At 56.0% G+C, this 20562-nt stretch carries 15 protein-coding genes; 10 read left to right on the forward strand and 5 right to left on the reverse strand.

Translation table 11 applies throughout. From position 1 onward, the window contains the following. The first annotated feature begins 2 nt into the window (after positions 1-2). From prsK to K3175_RS09545, 3 genes are read left to right on the forward strand one after another with little or no spacing between them, the layout of a single operon-like run. Positions 3-2108, forward strand: coding sequence for an XrtA/PEP-CTERM system histidine kinase PrsK (prsK, locus tag K3175_RS09535; RefSeq protein ID WP_221543099.1), 2106 nt, complete (start codon positions 3-5; stop codon positions 2106-2108). Further along, a complete protein-coding gene (prsR, locus tag K3175_RS09540; protein WP_221543100.1) occupies positions 2108-3472 on the forward strand; it encodes a PEP-CTERM-box response regulator transcription factor in 1365 nt (454 codons plus the stop codon). The genes prsK and prsR overlap by 1 nt, the downstream gene beginning before the upstream one ends. A 31-nt stretch (positions 3473-3503) precedes the next feature. Continuing rightward, positions 3504-4487, forward strand: coding sequence for a bile acid:sodium symporter family protein (locus K3175_RS09545; RefSeq protein WP_221543101.1), 984 nt, complete (start codon positions 3504-3506; stop codon positions 4485-4487). On the opposite strand, the gene K3175_RS09550 is transcribed toward K3175_RS09545, so the two are convergent. Both K3175_RS09550 and panB read right to left on the reverse strand, forming a co-directional pair. After that, positions 4438-5505, reverse strand: coding sequence for a DUF475 domain-containing protein (locus K3175_RS09550; RefSeq protein WP_221543102.1), 1068 nt, complete (start codon positions 5503-5505; stop codon positions 4438-4440). The two genes, K3175_RS09545 and K3175_RS09550, sit on opposite strands and share 50 nt — an antisense overlap. Before the next feature lie 12 nt (positions 5506-5517). Then, positions 5518-6390 (reverse strand): 3-methyl-2-oxobutanoate hydroxymethyltransferase, encoded by an 873-nt coding sequence (gene panB, locus K3175_RS09555; RefSeq protein WP_221543103.1) that lies wholly within the window; start codon positions 6388-6390, stop codon positions 5518-5520. A gap of 130 nt (positions 6391-6520) precedes the next feature. Here panB and K3175_RS09560 point away from each other — a divergent pair, with 130 nt between their 5' ends. Together K3175_RS09560 and K3175_RS09565 are read left to right on the forward strand one after the other, a co-directional pair. Beyond that, positions 6521-7951: a sodium-dependent transporter gene (locus K3175_RS09560; RefSeq protein WP_221543104.1), complete on the forward strand. Its 1431-nt coding sequence runs from the start codon at positions 6521-6523 to the stop codon at positions 7949-7951. A 104-nt stretch (positions 7952-8055) separates the two neighbouring features. Next, positions 8056-9630, forward strand: coding sequence for an amino acid permease (locus K3175_RS09565; protein WP_221543105.1), 1575 nt, complete (start codon positions 8056-8058; stop codon positions 9628-9630). A 52-nt stretch (positions 9631-9682) separates the two neighbouring features. On the opposite strand, the gene K3175_RS09570 is transcribed toward K3175_RS09565, so the two are convergent. Further along, a complete protein-coding gene (locus tag K3175_RS09570) occupies positions 9683-10168 on the reverse strand; it encodes a pyridoxamine 5'-phosphate oxidase family protein (protein ID WP_221543106.1) in 486 nt (161 codons plus the stop codon). Positions 10169-10306: 138 nt separating this feature from the next. Here K3175_RS09570 and K3175_RS09575 point away from each other — a divergent pair, with 138 nt between their 5' ends. Continuing rightward, the gene (locus tag K3175_RS09575) at positions 10307-11203 is read left to right on the forward strand and encodes an ImuA family protein (protein ID WP_221543107.1); all 897 of its coding nucleotides are present in this window, start codon (positions 10307-10309) and stop codon (positions 11201-11203) included. 56 nt (positions 11204-11259) lie between these two features. Further along, on the forward strand, positions 11260-12768 hold the full coding sequence (locus tag K3175_RS09580; protein ID WP_221543108.1) for a DUF6504 family protein: 1509 nt from the start codon (positions 11260-11262) through the stop codon (positions 12766-12768). Positions 12769-12786: 18 nt separating this feature from the next. Here K3175_RS09580 and K3175_RS09585 read toward each other — a convergent pair whose 3' ends face one another. Further along, positions 12787-13185 (reverse strand): PilZ domain-containing protein, encoded by a 399-nt coding sequence (locus K3175_RS09585; RefSeq protein WP_221543109.1) that lies wholly within the window; start codon positions 13183-13185, stop codon positions 12787-12789. 139 nt (positions 13186-13324) lie between these two features. After that, on the reverse strand, positions 13325-14143 hold the full coding sequence (locus K3175_RS09590; RefSeq protein ID WP_221543110.1) for an alpha/beta fold hydrolase: 819 nt from the start codon (positions 14141-14143) through the stop codon (positions 13325-13327). Positions 14144-14314: 171 nt separating this feature from the next. Here K3175_RS09590 and K3175_RS09595 point away from each other — a divergent pair, with 171 nt between their 5' ends. The 3 genes from K3175_RS09595 to K3175_RS09605 are packed head-to-tail and all read left to right on the forward strand — an operon-like array spanning position 14315 to position 20559. Continuing rightward, positions 14315-15559 carry a putative DNA modification/repair radical SAM protein gene (locus K3175_RS09595; RefSeq protein ID WP_221543111.1) on the forward strand — a complete coding sequence of 415 codons (1245 nt, stop codon included), beginning with the start codon at positions 14315-14317 and terminating at the stop codon, positions 15557-15559. Continuing rightward, positions 15556-17007, forward strand: coding sequence for a UdgX family uracil-DNA binding protein (locus K3175_RS09600; RefSeq protein ID WP_221543112.1), 1452 nt, complete (start codon positions 15556-15558; stop codon positions 17005-17007). Before K3175_RS09595 ends, K3175_RS09600 begins: the two co-directional genes overlap by 4 nt. Positions 17008-17025: 18 nt before the next feature. Continuing rightward, positions 17026-20559, forward strand: coding sequence for an error-prone DNA polymerase (locus K3175_RS09605; RefSeq protein WP_221543113.1), 3534 nt, complete (start codon positions 17026-17028; stop codon positions 20557-20559). Positions 20560-20562: the final 3 nt, after the last annotated feature.

The following is a 20562-nucleotide window of genomic DNA, read 5'->3' on the forward strand; positions in this document are numbered from 1 at the left end:
TGATGGATTGGCTGGGGTATACATCCTTTTTTTCTTACTGCGTGGGGTCACTAACGGCCGGAATCTGTGCGGTGTGGATTGCCCGGTTTGGCCAGCCCAGACGATCCGATAGGTTTTCTGCAGTTATCGCGCTTGTTTTGACGGCGATCTGGTGCGCCGCTTCTGCCTGCGTGGATCCGTACCATCCCGTAACAAAGATTGCGGAAATTGGCGTCAATCTGGCGTGGATTTTCACGCTTCTGCAGCATTTCAGAATTGATGGACGCGATGAAAGTGTCCACATGGTTCGGCCAGTCGCCGTGGCGCTCGCATTCTCCGAGATTTTACAGGTAATCTTCGTTTCGCTCGATTATCACATCGCGGCTGTTTCGGGGATGGCGCCGATCTCGTCGGAGACGTCGGCATTGCTTCGAATGCTGACTGCCGTGGGCGCCTTGGTCTTGGTGCATAATCTCTACGTCGGTGCATCGCCGCAATCACGCCAGGCCTTGCGCTGGAATGCGGCAGCAATGGCGGGATTCTGGATCTTCACCCTGAATTTGCATAATTTGGCTTGGCTCAGCGGTTCTTTTCCTCCCGAACTCATGGCGGTCCGCGGTATAGCAGTTGCATTTGTCGCCCTGCTTCTCGTTGCTGGGTACAGTCGGAAAGCTGTAGGGCTGACTTTCAGTCCATCTCGCACTGCTACCTTCCGCTTTCTCTCCTTGGTTGCGATCGGTTTTTATTTAGGGGTCATGCTCCTTCTTGCGAGCTGGCTAAATCTTCTCGAGGGCAACGGCCGAAATTTATCGAAGCTTGGCTTACTTGTTGCTGCAGGCGCCGTGGCACTTATCTGGCTGCCGTCCGAGAAACTGCGCGGCTGGGTAAAAGTCACTGCGCTCAAGCATCTTTTCAAATATCGCTACGATTATCGCAGCGAATGGATTCGTTTTACCCACACGATCGGCCGCGCAACGCCCGGCGAGAGGCCTCTGCAAGAACGGGCAGTGAAAGCACTTGCCGAAATTACGGAAAGTCCTTCCGGCGTTTTGCTTTTGAGTAACGAAGACGGCTGCTTGCAGAATGGGGGGCATTGGCGATGGGGTGATCTGGATATTCCACCCAAACCAATTTCCCCCGAGCTTGCGCGGATTTTTGAGCAAACCGGTTTAATTCTCGATCTCGACGAGAGTCGTGAGGGTATTCAGCATCACGGAGAGCTCCCTTATCTTCCCCGGTGGATGCTAGATGATCTCAAGATTTGGGCCGTTGTCCCGCTCCTGCATTTTGAGCGTCTCGTCGGGGCCGTGGTCCTTTCGCGTCCCTTGGTCGACCGAAAGCTTGACTGGGAAGATTTCGACTTGCTTGGCGTGGTAGGGCAGCAATTGGCGAGCTATCTCTCCGAGCAAGCGGGCCAAGAAGCATTGTCGGAAGCGAACAGGTTCGATGAATTCAATCGGCGAATGGCGTTCGTCATGCATGACATAAAGAATTTGTCGAGCCAGATGTCCCTCCTGCTGCGAAATGCGGAGAAACATGCTGACAAGCCGGAATTTCGGAAGGATATGCTTGTTACTCTGCGCAACAGCGCTGACAAACTGAATACCATGCTTGCACGTCTTGGGCGATACGGTACCGGCGGACAGGAAAAAATTCGTGCCTTTGATATCACAGGTCATGCCGGTGCGTTAGTTGAACGCTATTCGAACCTTCACAGTGTCTCTTTGCTGCGATCGGAAGCCGTGCAAGTGAGCGGACGTCCCGAGAGTTTTGAGCAGGCTTTGGCCCATATCATCCAGAACGCCATCGATGCCAGCGATCCAGAATGTGCTGTAACGTTGGAGATTTTTAGTGATGGTCTATTCGGTGTAGTTCAGGTGGCCGATAGCGGGGAGGGTATGAGTCCAAGCTTCGTGCGCAATGGACTTTTTACGCCGTTCGTATCCTCCAAGGAGGGAGGCTTTGGCATCGGTGCTTACGAGGCTCGCGAAATGATCCGTTCCATGGGTGGGCGACTCGATGTTGAATCGCGGGAAGGCCTCGGCACACGGTTCACCATCAGCCTGCCGCTCATATCTGCACACACTCTTTTAAGTGCAACGACTATGAAGCGAAAGGAGGCTGCGTGATGGAAGGAGCCAAGCCGAGACTCCTCATCGTTGAAGATGACGAAGGCCTCCAGGCTCAGTTGAAATGGGCCTACGACGATTACGAGGTAATTATCGCCGGTAATAGGGATCAGGCGCTGGCTGCTCTGCGTAGCGAAGAGCCTGACGTTGTTACGCTGGATCTCGGCCTGCCACCCGATCCGGACGGGACGAGCGAGGGCCTAGCTGTTCTTGATGCGATCATGGCGATGAAACCCGATACAAAGGTGGTAGTCGCTTCTGGCCACGGTGCGCGTGAAAGTGCGTTGCAGGCAATCGAGCGGGGAGCCTACGATTTCTATCAGAAGCCCGTGGACATTGAGAAACTAGGTTTGATTGTCGGTCGGGCGGTGAAGCTCGGCCAGATCGAGAAAGAGAACCGGCGCCTTTCCGCAAAGGTTGGCGAAGAAAAGACGGTTCTCGGTAATATGATTACCGCGGCACCCGAAATGGCCAAGGTCGCCCGTACGATTGAACGAGTGGCTTCGACCAACATCTCAGTCATGCTGCTAGGAGCAAGCGGCACAGGAAAGGAATTGCTCGCCAGAGGATTGCATGAGGCGAGCGACCGCCGAAGCGGTGCGTTCGTTGCAATCAACTGCGCTGCAATTCCTGAAAACCTGCTTGAAAGCGAACTTTTCGGCCATGAGAAGGGGGCATTTACAGGCGCGGTAAAGACCACCGAGGGCAAAATTGAGATGGCCAACGGCGGCACTCTCTTCCTCGACGAAGTCGGTGACATTCCATTGACGCTTCAAGTGAAATTGCTGAGGTTTCTTCAAGAAAGAGTCATTGAGCGGATTGGCGGCCGTAAAGAAATCGCCGTCAACACCCGGATAGTCTGCGCGACCCATCAGAATCTGGAGGAAATGATTGGTGTAGGGACATTCCGCGAGGACCTGTTTTACCGGTTGGCTGAAGTGGTGATCAGAGTGCCTTCTTTGGCAGAACGCCCGGGTGATAGCATTTTGTTGGCGAAGCATTTCCTTACCCGCTTCGCACGGGATATGAATCCGCAAGTAAAAGGTTTTGCTCCCGACGCGCTGGCAGCAATCGATAATTGGCAGTGGCCAGGCAATGTGCGAGAGCTGGAAAACAGAGTAAAGCGTGCTGTCATTATGGCTGAGGGTAAACTCGTTGGCGCAGAAGATTTGGATCTTGCAGAGGAAAGCGAGAATGAAAGTCTTGCCCTGAATCTCAAGCACGCACGAGAGGCTGCTGATCGGCGGATGATCCGCCAAGCGATGGCTCGTAGCCAAGGCAATATATCCATGACGGCCAAGCTATTGGGTATAAGCAGGCCCACTCTCTACGACTTGTTGAAACAGTACGATTTGCAGGACTGACAGGATAAAGGATCGCGGCTAGGCGCTAGCCATGGCGCTGCGCACACTCATATCCGATCCGATGCTTCCTATGTTAGCGGCCGCGGTCGCGCTGGCCGCTCTAATGCCGGCTGCCGGGCACGCGCGGGAATTTGTGCAGTGGTCCGCAAACGCCGGCATATTCCTTCTTTTCCTGCTCAATGGGATGCGGATCCCCCGCAGCGAAGTTCTTGCTGGGGCAGCCAATTTCAGGTTTCTTGGCCCGCTAGTGCTTTGGAGTTTCGGGGCCATGGCGTTCCTTGGGCTGGGCTTTTCCATAGCAGCCCCGTCAAGCGTTCCACCCCTAGTGGCAATCGGTTTTCTCTACCTAGGTGTCCTTCCGACAACGGTACAGTCATCCACATCCTACAGTTCGCTTGCTGAGGGAAATGTGGCGCTCTCTGTCATTGCTGCGGCAATCTTGAGCATCCTCGGAGTTTTTATCAGCGTTCCCCTCTTCGTCGCTTTGGGTGGCACGGGCGAAGGTGCAATCGGAAGCGATGTCATCATCAAGATTATGCTGATCCTTATCGTCCCTTTCGCCATCGGCCAGATCGTGCAAAATCTTACAGGTCCATTCATTGCGACCCACAAAGCGAAGATTATTTGGCTCGACCGCGGTGTGATCGCGCTGGCTGTTTACGTGGCGTTTTCCGGTGCGGTGGTGCAAGGCATTTGGACCCGTATTGATCCGCAGGGCTGGCTCTGGACTATAGGCATGGTTCTGGCGCTAATCCTTGTTGCGCATTTGGGCGCGTGGCTCGCTGCACGAAGCCTCCGCCTGCAGGTGAACGATAGTATCTCGTTTCTTTTCGCAGGTGGACAAAAATCCGCCGCCATCGGTGCCCCGTTGGCAACCATTCTTTTTAAGCCATCGACGGCTGGATTCATCGTCCTCCCGCTACTGCTCTATCACCTCTTCCAACTTGTACTTGCAGCTCCGCTTGCTAGTCGGCTGAAGTCGTTGCCTCGTCCGGATAGCGGCGATTATATCTGACAGACCACAGGAAGCTGAGACCAATCAAAACCGCTCCCAATAGGCCGGTGACCGTCTCAGGAATGTGATAGCGAGCTGACAGTAACATGATCATGCCCAGCACGATGATCGCCCAGAATGCGCCGTGCTCGAGATAGCGATACTGGGCGAGAGTTCCCGTTTTCACGAGGTGGATAGTCATGGAGCGCACGAACATGGCCCCGACCGACAATCCTAAGGCGATGATTATCATATTGTTCGAGAGAGCAAATGCGCCGATTACACCATCGAAGCTGAAGCTCGCATCGAGCACCTCGAGATAGAGAAAACCGCCTAGGCCAGATTTCACGATCTCTCCAACAGCTTTCTTCCTGGCCTCTCGCTCCTCGATTATCGCTGCTATCGCATGGACTGCTATGAACGTCACCAAGCCGAGGATTGCGGCAGTGAGGAATGTCACATCGTCAGCTGCGGGTAGGAGAGTCGACACAAAATAAACAAGCAGCAAGACCAAGCCGATTTCGACGGCGGGAACATTTGAAAACTTGTTGATCGATTGCTCTACAATACGAATCCAGTGCACTTCCTTTTCATTGTCAAAAAAGAAAGTCAGACCAACCATCGCGAGAAATGCGCCGCCGAAGCCGGCGATGCCAACGTGAGCATCGGACACTATTCTTTCGTACTCAGCGGGATTGTTCAGAGACAGGTCGATCGCTTCTAGCGGCCCGACTTGGGCTGCGATAGCAACAATGGCGATCGGGAATACAATCCTCATTCCGAATACCGCAATCAAGATGCCAATCGTAAGAAAACGTTTTTGCCAGACCGGATCCATGTCTCGCAGCACGGTCGCATTTACTACAGCATTATCGAAGCTTAGTGAGACTTCGAGGATGGAAAGAACAAGCACAATCCACAAAATCCCGAGCGTGGCAGTGAGTGAGCCGGTGCTCGACCAGCCATACCAGGCAGCCAGCGCGAAGCAGATCGCCGTGAACACAAAGGAAAAGGTGTAATATTCGCGGATTGTTTTCATGTGAGGGGTTCCTCAGCCCTTCGGCTGGTAAGTCTGGTCAGATGACGGGAAAGCGCGTCCACGCACTTCTTCGGCATATTGCGCCACCGTCTTTTCAATTACGTCGGCTATATTTTCGTATTTCTTGACGAAGCGGGGCACGCGATCGAACATTCCGAGCATGTCCTCGGTCACGAGGACCTGTCCGTCGCACTGCGCGGAGGCGCCGATGCCGATTGTCGGACAAGCGACAGCTCTCGTCGCCTCTACTGCGATTGGTTCGAGCACCCCTTCCAGAACGATCGCGAACGCCCCCGCTTCATCCAGCGCCTTCGCATCGCCGATGATCTTTTGAGCTTCCGCCTCATCACGGCCGCGAGCCATGTAACCACCCAGGACATTTACTGCCTGAGGTGTCAGCCCGACGTGTCCCATGACTGGTATGCCTCTTTGATTGAGGAATGCGACAGTCTCGGCCATCTGCTCGCCGCCCTCGAGCTTCACCGCTGCCGCGCCGCTTTCTTTCAACAACCGGGCTGCGCTGTCGAAGGCTTTTTCTTTCGAGCCTTCGTAAGAACCGAAGGGCATATCGACGACTACCACTGCATGGTAACTCCCGCGCACCACAGCCGCAGCGTGATTGACCATCATATCCAAGGTCACAGGCACGGTTGAAGGTAGCCCATATATCACCTGCCCCAGGGAATCACCTACCAGCAACATGTCACAATGTGCGTCGAGCAGTTGTGCCTGTCTCGCTGTGTATGCAGTGAGCATGACCAGAGGTTCGCGGCTATCGCCTTCGCTCTTTCGTGCACGAATCTTTGGTACTGTCAGCCGCTTCATGGGCTGCGGTGTGGGATTGGCGCGGCTGGTGCTGGTGTCGAGCTGGAAGGTCGTTGACATGTGGCACGCCCTAGCAAGCGTTGTCGACAGTTGGAAGCGAGGCTTGGACAGGGGCAGGATTACGTGCTTAAAGCCCGCGCACGTGAGCAGTGCGGGAGGCACTGCCTGATGGAGAGGGAATTAGTCGAGAATGGTCGCTGCCGGAAAAACTACGGGTGAGGGTTGGTCCTCACGCTCTGCATTCATTCTTGCTGCGGTCGGCGCTGCGGTCGGCCTTGGAAATATCTGGCGTTTTCCGACACTCGCAGGTGAGAGCGGGGGCGGTGCGTTCGTCATATTCTATATCGCCTGCGTTTTCCTGCTCGGCCTTCCTCTTGTCCTTTCCGAGGTCTTCATAGGCCGCGTCGGTCAGACCGATGCTGTCGGCTCTATCCGTAAAGTGGCTCAGGCATCAAAAGCATCGCCAGGCTGGTCCATCTTCGGTGGTATCGGCGCGGTTGCCGCCTTTCTGATCGTTTCCTTCTATTCGGTCGTGGCAGGCTGGGTCCTCTACTACGCGGGAGTGATGGGATGGGATCTGGTGCAGGCGATTACCTCCGGCGATTTTTTCCGCGGGGCACTTGCAGGCGAGAATGAAGCTCAGATCCAGCAGAGGCTGGGGGATATGTTCGCTTCGTGGCCGCTCCTGCTCGTCATGCACTTGGGTTTCATGGGGCTTACGCTTTACATTGTGGCGCGAGGAGTAAGTTCCGGCATCGAAAAGGCGGCGACTTACCTTATGCCTGCGTTTTTTGTTCTGCTTATCGGACTGGTCGTTTATGGAGCGATAGAAGGGGATATCGGCGAAGCTGCCGCTTTCCTGTTCACCCCCGACTGGTCGAAGCTTACACCTGAAGTTATGAATTCTGCGCTCGGCCAAGCTCTTTTTTCTCTGTCGCTCGGCGTTGCAGGCCTCATTACCTACGGCTCCTACATCAAGGAGAAAAGCAATCTGGGCGCAACAGCTGCTATGATTGCCATCGCGGATACCAGTGTCGCGTTGCTGGCGGGCCTTATGATCTTCCCGATCGTGTTTGCTGTGGGCCTCGATCCCGCAGCGGGGCCGACGCTGGTGTTCCAGACGCTGCCCTTCGCATTCCAGACTATGCCTGGGGGCGCGTTGTTCGGCTTTCTTTTCTTCTTGCTCATCCTCGTAGCTGCAATCACCAGTTCGATCTCGCTGTTGGAAGTGCCCACGGCCTGGGGGATCGGCGAACTGGGCTGGAGCCGTCCTAAATCCGCCTTGGTCTTTGGAGTTGGGGCCTTCCTGATCGGCATTTTCTGCCTGCTAGGTTACAACGTTCTTTCGGATGTAAGGCCGCTCGGATTCTGGTCGCTTTTTGCAGAGACGGACATTCTCGACACCATCGATGGGTTTACCGGAAAAATCATGTTGCCGCTCGGAGCGCTGCTTACGTCCCTCTTTATCGGGTGGAAAGCAGACGGCAATCTGCTTCGCACGACCACGGGCCTTTCACCGATCGCCTTTGGCGTGTGGCGGTTTCTCATCGCTTGGCTGTGTCCGCTTGCAGTGACCATCATCCTCGTGACGGGCCTTTTTCCGAGCATCTTGGGAGGCTGAGCGAAATCCTCTTTTCCGTCCGGAAGTTCGCGCGTAAATGCTGAGCTTCCGGTTGGCGGAGCGGGGCTGTCTCGCGGCGGGCCGGTGGAGGCCTCTGGCCGTATATGATCTTCGACAGGGTTAAGCCGCTCGATGCCATTCTGGCTGCGGCACAAAGGAAGTCGTTGCACCGTTCATTGGGCGCGCTGCAATTAATGCTGTTTGGCATCGGTTGTATCATCGGCACCGGAATTTTCGTTTTGACGGCTGCTGGCGCTCAAAAGGCAGGTCCGGGCCTAATGCTGGCATTTGTCATCGCGGGGGCCGTCTGCGTGGTAGCCGCGCTCTGTTACGCCGAAATCGCTTCCATGATCCCGGTAGCCGGTTCGGCCTATACCTACAGCTATGCCACCGTCGGGGAATTGGTCGCTTGGACCGTGGGCTGGGCGCTTATCCTCGAATACGCAATTGCCGCGTCGGCAGTTTCGGTGGGATGGTCCGGCTATTTCAGCGGCACCATTCTGAATGAATTTCTCGGCATTGAATTGCCGCGCTGGTTATCTGCAGGCCCACTCGTCTTGGGCGGCGAGGCAGGCGGATTGATCAATTTGCCTGCTATGGTTATCGCTTTGCTTATCACATGGTTGTTGATGATTGGCACGAGCGAGAGCGCCAAGGTCAATGCCTTCCTCGTCGCTATCAAAGTGACAGCGCTGACGGCATTTATCGGACTTACTCTGACCAGTGCCTATTTCGATCCGGACAAGTTCAACCCGTTTCTTCCGGCCGGTCTGTTCGGCGGTTTCGGCTCTGGGGTAGGTGCTGTAGGTGCTGCCGCGACTATCTTCTTCGCCTATGTGGGGTTCGATGCCGTATCTACGGCTGCTGAGGAAACGAAGAACCCGCAGCGCAATGTACCGATAGGTCTGGTCGGTTCGCTTATATTCTGCACTGTATTTTATATACTCGTGGCGGCGGGAGCGATCGGGACTATCGGTGGGCAGCCTATCATGGGGCCCGGCAATATCCCCTTTCCTGCAGGTTCCGAGGAGTTAGCCCGGCAATGCGCTCTTCCGGAGCACGTCGAGGCGTTGGTCTGCTCCAATGAAGCCTTGGCGCATGTGCTGCGTCAGATCGGATTTTCAGGGATTGGGAATGTTCTTGGCGTGGCTGCTTTTCTCGCCTTGCCATCGGTCATTCTTGTCCTGCTTTTTGCTCAGACTAGAATATTTTTCGTGATGAGTCGTGATGGCTTGCTGCCGGATGGTCTTTCGAAAGTGCATCCTCGGTGGAAGACGCCCTATGTCGTAACTGCCATTACCGGGGTGATCGTCGCCATCGGGGCCGCATTCTTTCCTGTTGGACAATTGGCCGACATTGCCAACGCGGGAACGCTCTATGCGTTCTTGATGGTGGCAGTTGCGGTCATGGTGCTGCGGCGGACTGCGCCAGAACGGAAGCGAGATTTCCGAACGCCTATTTTGTGGTTGGTAGGCCCGGCAACTATTTTCGGTTGTGCTTCTTTGTTTCTCAATCTGCCAAGTGCGGCAATGCTGGTATTGCCTGTCTGGAGTTTGATCGGTCTGCTGGTTTATTTTGGCTATAGTAGAAGCCATAGCCGGTTGGGGCAGGGCATCGTTGAAGTAGCCGATGATGTGCTTGGGGAAGAAACCGCAGTTCCGATCCATTCGGATCGGTAAGAATCGAAAAGGGCCGCCCTATCGAGGCGGCCCTTTGTTTGATCTTGTTAAATTAAAGGTCAGCTGATTTGACGTGCTTTTCTTCAGCCTCTTCGTGGACACTCATCCCCAAGGCCATCTTTGCCGTGTTGAGGAGTCCCAGATCGCCGCTCCAGATTTCGGCATCGCCTAGATCCATGCGCATGAAGAAAATGTCAGGATCGTTCTTGCCACCGTCGTACCAGGCTTCAACGAAATTGTTCCAGAATTGATCGAAGCGCTCCTGACTGGTTTCTTTTACCAGGTTTCCGTTGAAGCGGGCGAACATTTCGTGGCCCTTGCCGGCGAATGTCGCAGTTACAGGGCCGAGTTTGCAAAAGTCGCTTTTTGTGTGCGTGAAAAACCAGATCGAGCTGTTGGCATCCTTGTCGAGTTGCGGGCTCATCGGGACTGCGCTGGAGCTGTCGTTGTCTAGCTGCAGGAAAAGGAACGGGCTGTCGGCCAGCGCCTTCCAGAATTTGGTCTTCAGTTCGTCGGGATTACCTTCGGCGTGTTTCATTGTGGTCTCCGAGATTGGTTCATCTGGTCAATGAGCGAAGGGCAGGTTCGGTCCCGAGACAGATGCGGGAAAAGATGGAGCAGGAATTGCTAATGGACGGCTTTTGGAACATAATGGGAACACAGAGTCGATTCCCTGATGACCCAAACAGCCATTCCACCTTTACCTGCGACGGTTTCTGATGATGTTGCCACACTGCCTGTCTGGCATAGTGAGCGCTGGCGTCCTGGATTGGCTGCTGTGCAAGGCAAGGCGCTGCACAGCGAAGTTTTCACTTCTTCGAGAGAGGCAACCGGCATCGGGGCCGCACTGGCGCTGGCGTTAGACGACTGGCGTAGCGCCTTGTGCAATGATGATAAAGCGGTGCAAGATCAGCGAAATGTATTGTGGGTTCAAACCCGTGAGGCGGCGCGACTGGGGGGCAAGCCGTACCGGCCAGGATTGCCACCAGATTTGCAGTCGCGTGTAGTTCACGTTCTCACCGACAGACCTGAAGATGCGCTTTTCGCACTGGAGGAAGGTCTGCGCTGTCGCGAACTGTGCTTCGTTATAGGAGAAATTGCAGGCAATCCGAAAGGGCTGGACTTCACTGCTTCACGACGTTTGACGCTGACTGCGCAAAAATACGAAGTGCCTCTATTCCTGCTGAGGATAGATGCGGAGCGTGAACTGTCCTCGGCTCGAATGCGATGGGAAGTGACTGCTGCTCCGTCCGCTGAGCCCAGATGGAACGCGCAGGCCCCTGGTGATCCGTCGTGGCGCGGGGAACTGTTTCGCGCTCGTGCGCATCCGCCCGGTGAATGGATTTTCGAAGAGATCGGGACGCGACTGGAGGCTCGTCGCGACCTACCGAATGATTCTTCGCGGCAGAGTGACAAGCCATTTTCAGTCGCTCGGCATACGCAGCCATATTCAGCGCATACCAATGTTGTCGAAAGGCTGTCTTTTAGGCCGAAAAAGACTGCAGTTGAGAGTGCGAACACTGCGCTTTCGGAGCAGCTGCACTTTCGACAGGTCCAAGGCAATCGGCGCTAGTTTGGTGATTTGCCGTGAATGTGCCACGCCGCATCCTCTCTATCTGGCTACCTGCCATGGCCATGGATCGTTGGCGGCTGGGCGCGGTCGAGAGGCGGAAATTCGACGAAAAGCCCTTTGTTCTGACCGCTGATACAGCGCACGGTCCACGGATCGCTGCCACCAGCCGCCCAGGCGCTGCTGCGGGGGCAAGGCCGGGCATGATGCTTGCCGATGCGCGCACGCTTTGTCCGGAAATCATAACGGCAGTTGCCGACCCGGCGGGCGATCTCGTTTTCTTGGAAAAGCTGGCCGTCTGGGCGCGGCGTTGGGGGCCGTGGTCGGCAATAGATGGAACCGATGGCCTGCTGGTCGATGTTACTGCAGTGGCGCATCTTTTCGGAGGCGAAGACAAATTACTTGTCGATGTGGCCGCCGCCTTCACACAGCGCGAGGTTGATATGCGCTGTGCCATAGCTCCGACTGCCGGGGCAGCCTGGGCGCTGGCTCACCACGCTGCATCTGGCACGATCTTGCAACAACATGAGGATATGAAAGCAAGGCTGGGCGAACTTCCTGTAGAAGCGCTAAGGTTGGATCAGGATATCGTTACCGTTCTTCGCCGGCTTGGGCTCAAGAAATTGGGCGAACTTTCCACGATTGACAGCGATGCGATCAATCGACGGTTTCGCAACCGTAAATCTCCCTCAGCCAATCCGCTCACCCGGCTTGACCAGTTGCTTGGCCGGATACCGGAGCCTTTATTGCCGGTCATTCCCCAAAAAGTACCCATGGTGCAGCGCCGCCTGCTTGAGCCTATCCGTCACCGTCAGCTGCTTGATCAGGTGGTCAGGGATTTGGCTGGTGACATGGCACGCGAACTGGAGGGCAGAGGGGAGGGCGCCCGGGGACTTGAACTCGGCTTATGGCGCGTTGACGGAGAGGTGGTGACGCGCCACATCGAGCTTGCTGCAGCCACACGGGAGGCGGCCCATATTGTGCGCCTTTTTGCCAGAAAGCTTGACGATGTGGATGCCGGATTCGGAATCGAAATGTTGCGACTGCGAGCCATTTGGACCGAAAAGCTGGCGTTGGATCAAAGCGATATCGAGACGGCTTCGCAAAATCACGGCATTGCGCTGTCCACCTTGGTCGATCGGCTTGCGGTACGTCTTGGCCCGGGTGCCATCACGCGGCTCGTGCCCTTTCCCAGCCATATTCCCGAACGTGCGCAGCGCGGCCAATCGCCACTAGAACCGGAACCTACTAGTCAGGGGCAGCTAGCTTTCCATAAACGTCCTTTGAAACTGCTCGACAAAGCCGAGCGTATTGCCGTGCTCTATGCGACCCCCGACGGCTATCCGAAGCGATTTCGCTGGCGCGGCGAGGTGCATGATATCAAACGTGTTGAGGGTCCGGAGCGTATTGCTCCTGAATGGTGGCGCGAACGGGGCAGCACACGGTTACGCGATTATTACCGGATCGAGGACCAGCGGGGAAGGCGCTACTGGATCTATCGCCTTGGCATTATAGGAGATGGGCGCGGCGATATGCCGGACTGGTACCTGCAGGGCTTATTCGCCTGAGCATCGCCTTTCGCAAGCTCAGCTGTCACGCGAAACTAGCGAAGCCCGGCGTCCTCGTTTGGCTACGGGAATATTATCGAATTTCGCTACCGGCCCGGATTCCACTTCAACCACATCACAGGTTTCCTCGACAACCGCTGGAGGTATGGGGCGCTCGAAAAGAAATCCGCAACTGCTGTCACGAGTCCATACGATCTTACCGAAGAACTCGTGCTCTCCCCATGTCAGCAAGCCTGAAACATCTTTTTGCGGCGGATTGGGTGTCTCGAAGCGAGCTCCGGACTGTGAAAGATCTGACAAGCGTCCATCCCGATTACCGCCAGGCATCTTCAACCTTGCACTACAATCTACGGAATAGCGCTGTACCGTTCTGCGCTCGTCGGTCTTCTCACCGGATTTTTTCTGGAAAAGTGCCACTCGGCGAGCCTCTCTTATTCATCTCTTTTTACAAGGTAATGGTTAATTTCGAGTTATCACGAGCCTCAAGTTGCCGTGACAAATGATTGGAAAAGGGGCGCGTAATAGCGCCCCTTATTTGATATGGTGAGATCCAGGTTCAGTGCTTAGCTTGACCGAGAAACTGGAGGATGTCGTCACCCAGTCGCTCAGTTTGTGTGGCGAAGACGGCATGTGGCTCACCTTCATACTCAATTAACGATGCGCTTTTGACTTGGTCGGCTACGGCACGCCCAGTGGCGTTAATCGGTACGGTCACATCCTTGGTGCCATGTATGACCAGCGTTGGAACGCGAAAGCTAGCAAGCTCTTCCCGAAAATCGGTTGTTGCGAAAGCATCGGCCGACTGAAGCGTAGCATATTGGCTCGCATGCATGGTCGTTTGCCAAGCCCAGTGGCGTTCTTCGTCGCTTACATCGTTGCCGTAAAAATCTTTAAAGAAACCCGTAAAGAAGGCCCGAAAATCTTTCTTCATGCCTTCTGTCATTTCATCAAACGTGCTTTGAGGAACGCCGTCGGGATTATCTTCGGTTTTCAACATGTAGGGCACGACAGAGCTAACAAGCACTGTCTGCGTTACGCCTCGGCCTTCATGGCGCGACATATAACGAGCGATCTCTCCTCCACCCATTGAAAAGCCGACTAGAGCAACGTTGTCGGTCGCTCCGATCTCTTTCATCACATCAGCCAGATCGTCGGCAAAAGTATCATAATCATAGCCTGACTTTGCGTGGTCCGAATGGCCGAAACCGCGGCGATCATATGCGATCGCGCGATAGCCGTTTTCTGCCAGTTTCATCATGATCGGGTCCCAGCTATCCGCAGAAAGGGGCCAACCATGAATGAGGATCACAGGCCGTCCTTCGCCCAATTCCTTGTAGCGCAGATGCGTGCCATCTCGGGTAGTAATATTTGCCATCAGCACATCCCTTCCGTTCGTTTGCTTTTCAAACAAATCGGGATGGCTGTGAGTTCCGTATGCGCTGCGGAGCCGGCGAAATGGGAAGGGGCACGTCACGAATTTGCGGTATAAAGCACGAGCCCATCATTTGTTCTTGGTGAATTCTAATTTAGAACATATAGAGAACGAATGGCTGCGCAAACCGTCCTTCAGAAGCTCGAGATTCTCGCCGACGCCGCTAAGTACGATGCATCCTGCGCATCCTCCGGCACGGCGAACAAGAACAGTCTCGGAGGCAAGGGCATCGGATCGACGGAAGGCATGGGCATTTGTCACGCATATGCCCCCGATGGACGCTGCATCTCGCTGCTCAAGATATTGCTGACCAATCACTGCGTGTTTGACTGCCATTACTGCGTCAATCGGAAGAGTTCGAACGTGATAAGGGCGCGCTTCACACCGCAAGAAGTGGTCGATCTCACTCTCGCTTTTTACCGGCGCAATTATATCGAAGGTTTGTTTCTCTCCTCCGGCATCGTGAAGAACTCTAACCATACGATGGAGCAGATCGTCGAAGTTGCCCGTATCCTACGCGAAGAGCATGATTTTCGCGGCTATATTCATCTTAAGACCATTCCCGAGGCGGATTCGGAGATCGTCCATCAGGCCGGGCTTTATGCTGATCGCGTCTCAATCAATGTCGAATTGCCGACTGACAGCGGGCTGACCCGCCTCGCTCCCGATAAGGATGCGCGGCAGATTGAAGGCGCAATGGGCAAGGTGAAGGCCGATTTAGTCGAGGCGAAAGATGCAAAGAAGCGGTTTCGCCACGCACCGCGTTTCGCCCCTGCCGGCCAGTCCACGCAGATGATCGTCGGCGCCGATGCCGCGACCGATGCCGATATTGTGGGCAAGGCGAGCCGGCTCTACGATAATTTTCGCCTGCGCCGTGTTTATTACAGTGCCTTTTCGCCGATACCAGATGCCAGCGCTGTGCTGCCGCTCAAGCGCCCTCCCTTGATCCGCGAGCATAGGCTCTATCAATCCGACTGGTTGATGCGCTTCTATGGCTACAAGCCGAGCGACGTAATGCAGGCGACAGAGGCAGACGGAAATCTGCCGCTCGATATTGATCCCAAACTCGCTTGGGCATTGAAGTTTCGCGAAGCTTTTCCGGTGGATGTGAACAGGGCGAGCAAAGAGCAGTTGCTGCGCGTGCCGGGGCTAGGGGTGAAGGCGGTACATAAAATCCTTGTCAGCCGCCGTCATCGTACACTGCGGCTTGACGACGTAGCACTGCTTACGCAGTCGATCGCCAAGGTGCGGCCTTTTATCTGCACCGTGGACTGGCGGCCAATCACACTGACCGATCGTGCCGACCTGCGCAGTTTGCTCGCACCCAAAACCGAACAGCTTGAACTGTTTGCCGCATGACCGCGCTCCAGCATGTCAAGCTCGGCACCTATTATGTGGTGCATTTACCCGAGCCGGATGATTTCGATTTCTGGCGTGAACAGGCGCGGGCACTGGTACAATGCGCTGTTCCGCCCGATCGCGTCGCCTGGGTCGAACCTGGCGGAAGCGGCGACCTGTTCGCACATGGTGAACGCCGTGCGCCCGCGCCTCCGGTCGATATCCGTCCCGTACGTGCCAACCGGCGTTTTTTGAGCTTGGCGAAGAATGCGATCCTTCATTCCGATGCAGAACGCTTTGCGCTGCTCTACCGCTTGCTGTGGCGGTTGCAGACCATTCCACGAATCATGGAAGACAAGGCCGATCCCGACCTGCGCCGGATCGAGGAACTGGATAAGAATGTCCGGCGCGACAGCCACAAGATGCATGCCTTCGTGCGCTTCCGGCTCGTAGAGAGTGCAAGTGTTTCAGAGGGGCCGGAGTTGGGCGAGCATTACGTCGCCTGGTTCGAGCCCGAGCATCACATCTTGCGCGCGAATGCTGGCTTTTTTATGCGGCGCTTTTCCAACATGCGCTGGTCGATCCTGACCCCGCAGGGCAGCCTGCATTGGGACACCGAGACCATGTCCGAAGGTCCCCCTGCCCAGCGCCGCGATGCGCCCGGCGGGGATTCAATGGAGGATTTGTGGCGCAGCTATTATGCGTCGATCTTCAACCCCGCGCGTCTCAAAGTCGGCGCCATGTTGAAGGAAATGCCCAAGAAATACTGGAAGAATATGCCGGAAGCCGCGCTTATTCCCGAGTTGGTGGCGGGAGCGCAGAAACGGGAGAGCACCATGGTCGAGAAAGGTACGCTCGAATTCGAGGAGCGGCCCGAGACGCTGGAAGCGATCGATAAAGCCATCCATGCCTGCCGCAAATGTCCGATTGGCCTGCTCGACAGCCATGCTGTCATGGGGGAAGGGCCGCGAGATGCTGCATTCATGATCGTGGGCGAGCAGCCAGGCGATCAGGAAGATCAGCAGGGCCGTCCCTTCGTCGGTCCGGCAGGCCAGCTACTTGACGTGCATCTGGAAAAGGTCGGGATTGATCGGCGCGTGGCTTATGTCACCAATACGGTCAAGCATTTCAAATATGTACAGCGCGGCAAGCGGCGGCTGCACCAGAATCCGGGTGCAAAAGAGATCGATACCTGCCGTTGGTGGATCGAGAGTGAGCGCGCAATTGTGCAGCCCAAGCTGGTTTTGGCCATGGGCGCCAGTGCGGCGCGTGGCATACTGGGAAAAACGGTAAGTATCTCCAAGGTCCGCAGTACCCCGATTCCGCTGGAAGACGGCAGTGAGTTATGGGTCACCGCACATCCTTCCTATCTGCTGCGTCTCGATGGCCGCGCACGCGAGGAGCAAGAGCGATTATTTGATGCCGATCTCGCCGCCGTGAAGGTGAGGCTCGAGGAGCTGACACAATGATTTTCCGGGATCGGTGCGATGCCCGAGAATGACCAGCAGATACCAAAGCGAACCATTGATCTTGATCCCGAGGACGTAAATGCACCAGCGCGCGCACCATTCGTAGAACTGGGTCTTGTTTCCTGTTTCAGTTTCCTGCGTGGAGCCAGCGATGCAGTCGACCTCGCGCTGCAGGCGCAAAAGCTGGGATATGATGCTATCGGGATAGCCGATGCCAATAGCATGGCAGGCGTGGTGCGCATGCATACCGAGGCAAAGAAGCTCAAGCTCAAGCCGTGCATCGGCTGTAGAATAGAGACTGCCGAAGGTTTGGCCTTTCTTGCGTATCCACGAGATCGCCAAGCCTATGGTCGCTTGTGCAGCCTGATTTCTGCAGGTCGGATGAGGACATTCGATGGCCGATGGCAGGAGAAGGGCGCCTGCGACATCTCGCTAGATATGCTTGCTGAGCACAGTGAAGGCGTGCAGTTGATTCTCATCCCGCCGTCGGATCTGGCAAGCGAGTTTACCATTCCCGGCGGTGCTGCTGATGACCATGCCTCGGATGGTGAGAAGGGAAGGGCGCTATACACGGCGAAGTTTCAAGAAATCGTTCCGCTCCTTGCCGCCCGGTTTCCAACGCTGTGTCATATGGCAGCCAGTTTCCTTTATACTGGCGATGATCTTGCCCGGATTGCGCGGATCGACGCGCTTGCAAAGGCTAACGGTCTTTCGATCCTGGCCTCCAATGACGTTCATTATCACACACCCGAACGTCGTCCGCTGCAGGACGTGATGACTGCAATTCGCCACAAGACCACTGTGGCGCGTGCCGGATACTTGCTCCACGGCAATGCCGAGCGATATCTGAAGCCGCCCGAGACGATGTGCCGTTTGTTCGAACCATGGCCGCATGCAATCGAGGCCGCGCGCGCAGTTGCTGACGCCTGCGATTTCAGCCTTGATCAGTTGCGATATGAATACCCCGAGGAATTCTATCCCGAGGGGACCCATCCACAGGCTTATCTTGAAACTGAGACTTGGAAGGGGGCCGACTGGCGCTATCCCGAAGGTGTCCCCAAAAGCGTGGCAGCGACGCTAAGCAAGGAATTGGCGCTGATTGGGAAGATGGATCTTGCCCGCTATTTCCTGACAATCAAGGACATCGTCGACTTCGCTCGAAAGGAGGTTGATCCACCTATTTTGTGCCAAGGGCGCGGCAGTGCGGCCAATTCGGCTGTTTGCTACTGTCTTGGTATCACCAATGTCGACCCGTCGAAACACCAGCTCCTGTTCGATCGCTTCATCTCCGAAGATCGGCGAGAGCCACCTGATATCGACGTGGATTTCGAGCATGAGCGGCGCGAGGAAGTCATCCAGTACCTCTACCGCAAATACGGCCGCAGGCGAGCTGGGCTATGCGCCACGGTGATCCACTATCGTCCGCGAATGGCGATCCGCGAAGTAGGTAAGGCGATGGGTCTGAGCGAGGATGTCACTGCGGCGCTCGCAAAAACCGTATGGGGTGGATGGGGCCGTGAAATCAGTGATAAGCACGCCGCAGAAACCGGCATGGATGTAACCGATCCGCATTTAAAACGCGTTCTCAAATTGACCGAACAGATGATTGGTATGCCACGCCATTTGTCCCAACATGTCGGCGGTTTCATCCTCACCGACGGCGCGCTTACGGAAACGGTTCCGGTTGGTAACGGGGCTATGCCCGATCGCAGCTTTATCGAGTGGGATAAGGACGATATCGATGCGCTCGGTATTCTAAAGGTCGACGTCCTGGCCCTGGGAATGCTTACTTGCATCAGGAAATGCCTCGACCTTCTGGACGATCATCACGGACAACAGCTAAGCCTTGCCACGGTCCCGGGCGAGGATCCGGAAACATATGCCATGCTGCGCAAGGGCGACTCGCTGGGCGTGTTTCAGGTGGAAAGTCGCGCACAGATGAACATGCTGCCTCGTCTGCGGCCGCGCGAGTTTTACGATCTCGTTATCCAGGTTGCGATCGTCCGCCCTGGGCCGATCCAGGGCGACATGGTGCATCCGTACCTCAAGCGTCGCCGCGGAGCAGAGGAGGTGGTTATCCCCGCGCCATCGCCTCAGTGCGGCCCTTCAGACGAGCTATCGAGCATTCTTGAGCGCACGCTTGGCGTACCAATCTTTCAGGAACAGGCGATGAAGATCGCGCTAGATGCGGCCAAGTTTTCGTCCGAGGAAGCGAACCGGTTACGCAAGGCCATGGCGACTTTCCGCAGCCGCGGCATGGTGGACGAATTGCAGGACCTGATGGTCGAACGCATGGTCGATCGTGGCTACGAACGAGATTTCGCCCAGCGCTGCTTCAACCAGATACGCGGTTTCGGCGAATACGGTTTCCCCGAAAGCCATGCGGCGAGCTTCGCCCATCTGGTCTATGTGTCCAGCTGGCTCAAGTGCCACTTTCCAGCGGCGTTCGCCTGCGCGCTGCTCAATTCGCAGCCGATGGGATTTTATGCCCCGGCGCAGATCGTGCGCGACGCGGCGGAACATGGGGTGCAGGTCCTGCCTGCCGATGTGAACCACTCGCACTGGGACTGCACGCTGGAAAAGCTGCAGCCGCCGGATGCTCCTACAGATGGTCGCGTCGGCAATTGCGTGGCGCTGCGGCTGGGCTTGAGGCAGATCGATGGCCTGCCGGAAGCTGTCGCTGCGCAATTGGTAGCGGAACGAGAAGAGAGGGGCATCTATGATGATGTGCAAGCCTTGCGCGATCGAGCGCGGATCGGTCCTGCCCATGTCGAACGGCTGGCCAGTGCAGATGCCTTCGGCTCGATGAACCTATCTCGCAGGCAGGCACTATGGGATGCGAGGAGCCTCATCGCGGGACCTGACTTGCCGCTGTTCATGGCCGCTGCTGCCCGTGACGAGGGTGCGGAAAAGCAAGTTACGCGCCTGCCGCAAATGCCGCTGTCCGAGGAAGTCGTCGCGGATTACCAGACTACTCGCCTCAGCCTCAAGGCGCATCCCATGACTTTCCTGCGGGCAAGCTTAAACGATCGCGGGTTCGTGCGTGCCTGCGATCTTCGAGAGAAGAAATTTCGCAGCATGGTCCATGTCGCTGGCGTGGTGCTGATCCGCCAGCGCCCTGGCAGTGCCAAAGGTGTGTGCTTCATCACTTTGGAAGACGAAACCGGCGTCATCAATCTCGTGATCTGGCCGGATCTGAAAGAGAAGCAGCGGCGCGTGGTGATGGGGGCGCGATTGATGGAAGTACGCGGACGTGTCGAATATGACGACGAAGTGATCCATGTTATCGCACAACACATGACCGATGCGACGGCGGATCTCCACAAGCTCTCCGACGACATGCTCAACGCCCCGCTTGCGCGCGCCGATCATGTCTCCTCACCTTTACCCGACAAGTTCAACCCACGTGACAATCTGCGTGAGGGTCAGAATGATCCTTACCGGCCAGTCGAACCATGGCAGGAGCCACAGCCCGGCAATCGCGAGTGCGGATGGCACCAAGGGCATCCGCGAAATGTTCGCATTATTCCGAAATCGCGCGACTTCCATTGAACC

This window comes from Qipengyuania aestuarii (assembly GCF_019711535.1).
In the GTDB taxonomy this organism is placed as follows: Bacteria; Pseudomonadota; Alphaproteobacteria; order Sphingomonadales; family Sphingomonadaceae; genus Qipengyuania; species Qipengyuania aestuarii.